The 8,308-nt window shown below is 45.1% G+C and carries 6 protein-coding genes, 2 pseudogenes and 1 CRISPR repeat array; of the genes and pseudogenes, 3 read left to right on the plus strand and 5 right to left on the minus strand.

Annotated elements, in window-relative coordinates; translation table 11 throughout:
• Positions 1 to 719: pseudogene (locus K4A83_RS20955) on the plus strand (RNA-guided endonuclease InsQ/TnpB family protein); the annotation flags it as partial.
• Between the two features lie 50 nt (positions 720 to 769).
• Here the strand turns inward: K4A83_RS20955 and panB are convergent.
• Positions 770 to 1,552: a 3-methyl-2-oxobutanoate hydroxymethyltransferase gene (panB, locus tag K4A83_RS20960; protein WP_265266650.1), complete on the minus strand. Its 783-nt coding sequence runs from the start codon at positions 1,550 to 1,552 to the stop codon at positions 770 to 772.
• Between the two features lie 21 nt (positions 1,553 to 1,573).
• Positions 1,574 to 2,680 (minus strand): ligand-binding sensor domain-containing protein, encoded by a 1,107-nt coding sequence (locus K4A83_RS20965; protein WP_265266651.1) that lies wholly within the window; start codon positions 2,678 to 2,680, stop codon positions 1,574 to 1,576.
• Between the two features lie 250 nt (positions 2,681 to 2,930).
• Here K4A83_RS20965 and K4A83_RS20970 point away from each other — a divergent pair, with 250 nt between their 5' ends.
• Positions 2,931 to 3,464, plus strand: coding sequence for a hypothetical protein (locus tag K4A83_RS20970; RefSeq protein ID WP_265266652.1), 534 nt, complete (start codon positions 2,931 to 2,933; stop codon positions 3,462 to 3,464).
• Positions 3,465 to 3,648: 184 nt separating this feature from the next.
• Here the strand turns inward: K4A83_RS20970 and pstB are convergent, their stop codons facing one another.
• On the minus strand, positions 3,649 to 4,470 hold the full coding sequence (gene pstB / locus K4A83_RS20975; RefSeq protein WP_265266653.1) for a phosphate ABC transporter ATP-binding protein PstB: 822 nt from the start codon (positions 4,468 to 4,470) through the stop codon (positions 3,649 to 3,651).
• Between the two features lie 136 nt (positions 4,471 to 4,606).
• Entirely contained in the window at positions 4,607 to 5,899 is a 1,293-nt protein-coding gene (locus K4A83_RS20980) for a sensor histidine kinase (protein ID WP_265266654.1), read from the minus strand.
• 248 nt (positions 5,900 to 6,147) lie between these two features.
• Between K4A83_RS20980 and K4A83_RS20985 the strand changes: the two genes are divergently transcribed.
• Positions 6,148 to 6,678 (plus strand): DUF4149 domain-containing protein, encoded by a 531-nt coding sequence (locus K4A83_RS20985; RefSeq protein WP_265266655.1) that lies wholly within the window; start codon positions 6,148 to 6,150, stop codon positions 6,676 to 6,678.
• A gap of 172 nt (positions 6,679 to 6,850) precedes the next feature.
• Positions 6,851 to 7,907: a CRISPR direct-repeat array (repeat unit 37 nt; unit sequence GTTTCAATACCTCATAGGCATTATACATCGTTTCAAG).
• A gap of 318 nt (positions 7,908 to 8,225) precedes the next feature.
• Here K4A83_RS20985 and K4A83_RS23705 read toward each other — a convergent pair.
• A pseudogene (locus K4A83_RS23705) lies at positions 8,226 to 8,308 on the minus strand (RNA-guided endonuclease TnpB family protein); the annotation flags it as partial.

The following is an 8,308-nucleotide window of genomic DNA, read 5'->3' on the forward strand; positions in this document are numbered from 1 at the left end:
AGAGGATTAGGCTGCTCAAAAGGGCTGACGGATTCTATTGCCAATTTGTCCTAGACCTTGAACGAGTAGAACCCCTTGATTATACAGGAAAGGAAATAGGAATTGATGTGGGCTTAAACCATTTCTTCACTGACTCCAATGGAGAAAAACTAGACAATCCTCGATTTCTTCGTCACGCTGAGAAGCGTTTAAAGAAAGCACAGCGTAAGCTATCTAAGAAGAAAAAAGGAAGCAACAAGCGTCAAAAGCAAAAGTCAAAAGTAGCCCGCCTTCATTTAAAAGTCTCTAGACAACGTAAAGATTTTGTTGTTAAGACAGCAAAAGCGTTAATCCAATCTAACGATTTGGTCGTCTATGAAGATTTGAAGGTTTCTAATATGGTGAAAAATAGAAAGCTGGCTAAGTCTATTAGTGATGCAAGTTGGTCTATGTTCACCAATTGGCTGGACTACTTTGGACAAATCCACGGGAAGTTTGTCCTAGCGGTCAATCCACAGTATACAAGTCAAGAATGTTCTAATTGTGGTTCCATTGTCAAGAAAACATTGTCTGTTAGGACTCATATTTGTTCTTGTGGCTGTGTTCTAGACAGAGATGAAAACGCCGCTATCAACATACTTCGTAGAGCCAATACTGTCGGGCGGACAGAAATTTAAGCCCTCGGACAGACTACCCACTGTCTATTAGGTGAGAGCTTAGTAGATAAGGTAACTGGTTGAACAGGGAATCCCTCGCTTTTAGCGATGGGAGCGTCAACTCAAATATAGGGCTACAAATTCGGCGGAAACTGTCTCGACTTCACATCTTGAATAAAGGCCTGAGTCGCCTCAGTCAGGGTAGCGCGTCCATTGATGTAGGCTTTTGCAAAGGGGGGTAACGTCTCCGATAGCCCCCATAAATCGGCTGTCACCAACACTTGACCATCACAAGCGGAACCGGCCCCAATGCCAATGGTGGGAATGGGCAATTTTTCGGTAATTTGGGCAGCGAGGGGGGCGGGGATATGTTCAAGGACGAGGGCAAAGGCTCCCGCTTCGGCAATGGCGATCGCTTCCTTCAAAATCCGTTCCGCCTCCGCCTCCGTTTTCCCCTGTTGCTTATACCCCAATTGATGCACCGATTGGGGCGTTAAGCCCACATGACCCATGACTGGAATGCCAATACGGGTTAACTTGGCAATGGTTTCCACAATCTCGGGGCTTCCCCCTTCAATTTTCACCCCTTGGGCTTGACTTTCCTTAAGAATGCGCCCGGCCGAGTGAATGGCTTGGGCAATACTTTCCTGATAAGTGAGAAAGGGCAAATCTACCACTACTAGGGCTTGTTTAACCCCTCGGCAGACCGCTTGACTGTGGTGAATCATTTGGTCAAGGGTGAGGGGTAGGGTGTTGGCATAGCCTAGGGCTACCATGGCGAGGGAGTCTCCGACGAGAATCACCTCAACGCCTGCTTGATCGACAATTTGTGCGATCGCCCAATCCCAAGCCGTTAACATGACAAAAGGCTGGGGTTGATGTTTCCAATTCCGTAGCGTTTGCGGGGTGACAGGCATTTTTGCTCCAAGTCCTCAAAACTAATAAATCGGGGGAGGATTCCGCACAAAAGCCAAATGAGGCCGCACTAATCCCGTCGTTTGACTGACCCATGCTAACCCCTCACTGGTCCCCACCCACAATTTATTCCCCGTATCGGGAGACAAGGATAAAACCCGATGGGAGGGCAAATCCGGAATCTGCCCTAAAATGGCCCCCGTTGACCCATCTAAGTTATATAACCCATTTTCAGTCCCCACCCAGACCCGACCATCAGCAGCAAAGCGAATCGACTTGACATTGCGGCCATCAAACTCCCGAATCGTGCGGACAATGCGCTTATCAATGGGATTCACTACCAATAAATGGCTAATGGTACCCACCCACAAATTCCCATCCGGGGCCTTAGCTAGAGTTTGTACTACCCCCCCCGGAATATTGGACATTCGCCCCATAATTAAGGCGCTGGCTGTGTTCACTTGAACCAATCCCTCTAAGGTTCCGACCCACAATTGACCCTCATTATCTGTCGCTAAGGCATTTGCACTCACCCCGGGTAAGGCTTGCAAGGTGGTCATTCGTAACCCTTGATCGGGACTAATTAACACCAATCCCCGATCGGTTCCCACCCAGAGGTATCCTCGATGATCTACTAATAGGGATAACACACGATTGGAGGGCAAGCTAAAATTTTGGGCTGTCACCTCATTACTGCGAGGATCTACCCGCACCAATCCTTGATAGGTTCCCACCCAAATACGCCCAGAACGGTCTTCTGCCAAGGCTCCGATATTATAGTTAGGTAGGGCGACTCGGGCGTTAATCCGGCCTGTATTGGGGTCAATGCGGGTCAATCCAATCCAAGATCCCACCCAGAGATCCCCGGTATAATCCGGTTGCAGTGCCGTGATGCGAAAATCCCGTTCTCGGATATTCTCTTGACGGACTCGATCGGGAGGGAGGGGGGCATTGCCGGGAGGGGGTGGGGCCGATTGGAAATGGGGGGGAGTAATCCCTTCTGCTTCCAGTTGAGGCAGCCATTGGGCGAGGATTGGGGAGTGGGACAGCCCTAAGACTCCACCGGAGAGCAACAGACCGCCTAAAATGCCCAGTGGTTGGATGCTAAACTTTGCTGTTAAAGGAACCATAAGCTGAGGGTTTTCTCTAGTTCTTGAGCCGATTTTAACAGGAATCAGTGGAGTCAGGTACTGGGCGTTTGTGACTTGCTCCTAGGCTTACCTGATGGGGAGGTGTAGGCTTCTCCTTCGGGATTTCTCGGATTCGCGTTTTATGCTAACCCCACTTTTTGGCTCAGTATTCCAGAATTGAGACGTAAACTCTAGAGGTTAACAATTACAAAACTTGCATTTATCACAGCCATCTAAGGAGAAAATGATTATGTCATCAAAAGAAGCAGAAATGTTTTTAGATTTTAATGAGTTGATAAATTATATAGACGATTCTTATTCATTAGTGCATCATAATGTTGACACAGGATATTTATTAAGTTTGATTACAAGTTACTACCAATGTTATGAAATTGAAAAATTCAATATTAACGAAATATCTCAATTTACCAAGACATTAATGAATCATAAAGGAGAGCCAATTGTCACTGAAGATAATATTAAATACATAGGTTTAGCTATAGACTTCGCACGTAGCAATAACCCCAGAAAGAAAGAAACATACTGGTGTGAATTTTCACAGAAATATATTTTTGATAATAAAAGAACTGAAGTTCATACCATTGCTAAACTAGCAGTTACTTGTATCTCTAAAGATTACTTAAAATCAATCGATTTATATGATGAGCGGGCATATAATTATTATTTGTCAAACAAATGTTCTAATGTATTAGGTGACTTAGATTATGGAAAAATGGACAGTTTAGAAGAGGAAGTATTGAAATATAAAGCAATAAATGAATGATCACAAACCCACAAAAAACCTCACTCTAATCAACGAGTTAAACCCAAACTAAATATTGTCTTAATCGTCTTACTGATTACTGTTCATTGAATAGCAGTGGTTAGAGCCATATTCAGCAGACCCTAACCCATCTGAGCTAGGTTAATCCTGAACTCTCTCTCAGGTGGAGAGAGAGGTTGAGGAATTAACCGAAACGACCACTTACATATTGCTGGGTGGCTTCTTCTTTGGGGTTTTGGAAAATAATCTCGGTGCGGTCTACTTCGGCTAAATAGCCTTGACGTTTATCATCGACGACGCGCACGTTGAAAAAGGCGGTGAGATCGGCTACCCGCGAGGCCTGCTGCATATTGTGGGTGACTATGACAATGGTGTAGTTTTCTTTAAGTTGGTGAATCAGTTCTTCAATTTTGAGGGTAGAAATGGGGTCAAGGGAGGCACAGGGTTCATCCATTAGGACGACATCGGGCTGAACGGCGATCGCACGAGCAATACAAAGCCGTTGTTGTTGTCCCCCGGAAATGGCGGTGCCGTTTTGTTTCAGCTTGTCTTTCACTTCGTCCCATAGGGCTGCTCTGCGTAGGGACTGTTCGACAATTTCATCCATATCTCCCTTGATCCCATTCACCCGCACCCCATAGGCGATATTGTCATAGATTGATTTGGGGAAGGGGTTGGGTTTCTGGAACACCATGCCAATGCGACGACGCACTTGTACCGCGTCCACGTTGGAACTATAGAGATCCTGACCATGATAGGTCATTCGTCCTGTGGCGCGGAAACTGGGGATTAAATCGTTTAAACGGTTAAAACAGCGCAAGAGGGTACTTTTTCCACACCCAGACGGACCGATAAAGGCGGTTACTTTGTTTTTGGGGACTTTTAAGAAAATGCTTTTCAAGGCATGGAAATCGCCGTAATAGACGTTCCAATCTTCTACATCGATAACGGATGTACTATCACTAAAGGCTTGAGATTGATTGATCAGTTCATTGTTTACAGTCATAAAGGTGTCTCCGCACTGGACAAAATAACAATTCTCATATTTCCGTCTAGGTTATGGCTCCAGAAAGAGCGCGCTCCTACCCGCTCAAGGATTGTAACAATCGATTTTTAAGAACAGGTAAAGTGTGGGCAAGATTTTAAGGGCTGCCATTTTTCGCACAAGGAAATAATACTTTAAAGGTCGAACCTTGCTTTAACTCACTTTGAACTGAAATAGACCCCCCACATCGAATTAAGAGACGTTGTACGATGGTTAAACCCAAACCCACGCCCATTTTTTGGCTGTGGAGGGAGGGATGGCCTCGATAAAAACTGTCAAAAATTTTGGGGAGATGGTGGGGATCTATGCCTATTCCGGTGTCTTCAAAGGCGAGTTGAATGTATTCCCCTTGTAAGGAGGCTAGGACGTATACTCTACCTTGAGGGAGGGTGAATTGTAAACTGTTGTTGAGTAGGTGCCAGACGATGGAACGAAACCACGATTCAGGACAGCAAATGGGGGGTAAACCCACGGGAATGGTATAACCCAGTTGAATCCCTTGTTCCATGGCGAGGGGTTGGTAGGTGCTAACAATGCCGGGTAGAATTTGCTCGATGTATAAGCGGGGGGATGGGGTTTCTCGGGGGGGTTGATCGAGTTCAAGTAGGGAGCGCACACCTTTAATCAGGGATTGTTGGCGATCGCACTCTTGCTGTAACAAAATCAAATAACGCTCTCGTTGGGAGGGTTTCAGTTGGGGAGAGTTGAGCAATCCCAGGGCCGTTTTCATACGAGTCAGGGGGGTACTCAGTTCCCCTAGCACTTGTTGCAAGAGTTGAGAAGTTCCGACATCCTCGCCATCTCTTGGGGGGGATTGGGGGGTGAGGGTGTGTTTTAACTCAAGGGATTGTAAGGTATTCAACCACAGGGTTGTTAACCAAGGGGAGGGGGGAGGGGGAAGGGATTCCGGCACCATTTCCACTAACAAATCTTTGGGGGTGTTGTCGGAAATTACTAGATGTTTTTGAATTTCTTGCAACATGGCGATCGCCACTTGAGGATCAAAACTACACCACCCCTCAAAATAGTTGCCTTGGGAGGGTTTCGGTTGCACCACCAACACCATCACCACCACCGGAGATTGAATCACCACAAAACTATCACTAGACCTTGTATCGGCCACCTGAAAGGGAATCATTTCTCCCCACTCCCTCCCTATTCCCTTTTCCCAACAACAATAAACTTGCGTCGGTTTCCCCACTTGTTCCTGATAATGCCGAACGGTTCTCTGCCAAGTCCCTAACTCCCCACATTTAAGCCAGATTTGACTAGGCACAGGCACAGTCTGTAAACTCTCTAACAGTTCTATCAACAGTAGGTCAAGGGTTTGCCGATGGAGGAGCAGAGGAGACAGGGATGAGATTAAATCACTGGTGGAACAGTCAAACATGGAGCGTAGAAAGAGAATATTTCATCAACGGAACACAAGGCCTTGTCTCTAGATTTCATCACTGGGCAGAAGAATGGAATTGAAATAGATTCAATTGGCAAGTATTTTTTACATTTCTTTAACTTCGTTCATCAATCCCAATAAATTCCCATTGCAACGCGCTGTCTAACAGTAAAATCGTAATGTTTTTTGATATTTTTACCCCCAAAAGTTCGTTAAGCTAAAGGTGATGAGTTCTACAGGGCAACATGGCTTCATACTCTAATCAATGGTCTAAACCCCTGAACTGGCAGCTAGTGGTCTTAGCGACTCTAGGCTTTTGGCTCAGTAGCAGTGTGGTCATTGACTTTGTGATCCTTCCTAGCTTATATGCTTCTGGCATGATGGCACAAGAGGGATTTATCGGTGCGGGTTATCTAGTCTTTGGGATTTTTAACCGCCTAGAGTTACTCTGTGCGGGTTTAATTACAACTTGTTTTTTAGTGTTACATTATTATCATCATCATCTCTCTAAGTTGATTGACCGAGGATCTTTAGTTCTCTCTGGGGTTCTGTTAACGATTGCTCTCATTTATACCTACATTTTGACTCCCCAAATGAGTGGCTTAGGTTTACATCTCAATCTGTTTGATTCTGGGATTAGTTCTCTCTCTAACACGCTTCCTAACACAATGATTGCGATGCAGTTTAGTTATTGGGGTTTAGAGTTAGCTAAATTCGTAATTGGTGCGATTTTAGTTCGTTGGTGTTATCGAGAAATGCGCGAATCCTTGAGTTAATGAACTATCCGTAGGTTGGGTGTAGCGACAGCGAAACCCAACAAAATAGGCGGATTGGGTGTAGCGACAGTTTTTAGCTTCTTCCGCAAGAAACCCCACGTCTGACTCGATAGGGCAGCGTGGGGTTTCTTTCGGTCAGGCGTTATCGGTGCAAGCTAGTCGCGAGTTTCAAGTTTCAATACCTCATAGGCATTATACATCGTTTCAAGGTGTTGCAGACATGGAGTCATGATTGTCCCAAAAACAGCCATGTTTCAATACCTCATAGGCATTATACATCGTTTCAAGCGATCAGATTGCCGCCCTCCAGACTACGGACGCGTTTCAATACCTCATAGGCATTATACATCGTTTCAAGACGCAGAACTCCCAAATCAATGCAATCAATGGGTTTCAATACCTCATAGGCATTATACATCGTTTCAAGTGATCATAGTTTTTTGTGATAAGATTTTTTTGCGTTTCAATACCTCATAGGCATTATACATCGTTTCAAGCCAAAGGTGACAAAATAAAAGCTGTTAGAGATGGTCAGTTTGTTTCAATACCTCATAGGCATTATACATCGTTTCAAGCCAGTTCTTCTATTCCGTGCCTGAGTCCACAGGCGTTTCAATACCTCATAGGCATTATACATCGTTTCAAGGCGCGACCATGTAACGTCGGCACTGGGGGCAATCAGTTTCAATACCTCATAGGCATTATACATCGTTTCAAGTGATGAAGCTTAATATAGAATAAAATATACTAAATGTTTCAATACCTCATAGGCATTATACATCGTTTCAAGCAATCAAGAGTGTTCATGCTTGGATTGGCTGCACGTTTCAATACCTCATAGGCATTATACATCGTTTCAAGAGAGATTTTAGGTAGAGTTAGAACTGTTTAGTTTGCTTGTTTCAATACCTCATAGGCATTATACATCGTTTCAAGCAATTTTTGCTTTTAGGGGAGGATTGGCTCCCTCTGTTTCAATACCTCATAGGCATTATACATCGTTTCAAGAACCCGATAAGGGCGATGGTAGTGCGATAAGATTGTTTCAATACCTCATAGGCATTATACATCGTTTCAAGGTGATAATTTTCTGGGATTTCAGGGATTACAAACCCCTGTTTCAATACCTCATAGGCATTATACATCGTTTCAAGATATACAAACTGAACTCCTCGCTGGGATCTTCAGCAAGGTTTCAATACCTCATAGGCATTATACATCGTTTCAAGAGCGGCACTCTGAAACCGTTACCCCGTGTGACTTTCCCGCTTGACTTGCGCGACACCCACCCCAAAACTATAACACAGCCTTCGGGAAAAGACAAGAAAAGGCTGAAACCCTTGCCCCGTAAGGTGCGCGACAGTCCCTGATTCACCAAGCCATTCAAACCCATACCCTCCTTGAGTTTCAGCCATTTTCCCGAATCCCTAAAAAAAACACCTACCCCGTCGCGCTAATCACAGCCATCGATGGGAATAGGCAATCAAGAAATAGAGGTTGATTGAGTTGACGTTCTCCCCCGCCTGAAGGCAGGGGGATTCATCGTTCTACGAGTCTCCGTTAGCTGACAGGATTTCTCCAACCAACCAAGAGGGAATCTCTCCCGATGCGTGAATTCGGGCGCGCCCCA

Source organism: Spirulina subsalsa FACHB-351, assembly GCF_026130165.1.
Taxonomy (GTDB): Bacteria; Cyanobacteriota; Cyanobacteriia; order Cyanobacteriales; family Spirulinaceae; genus Spirulina_A; species Spirulina_A subsalsa_A.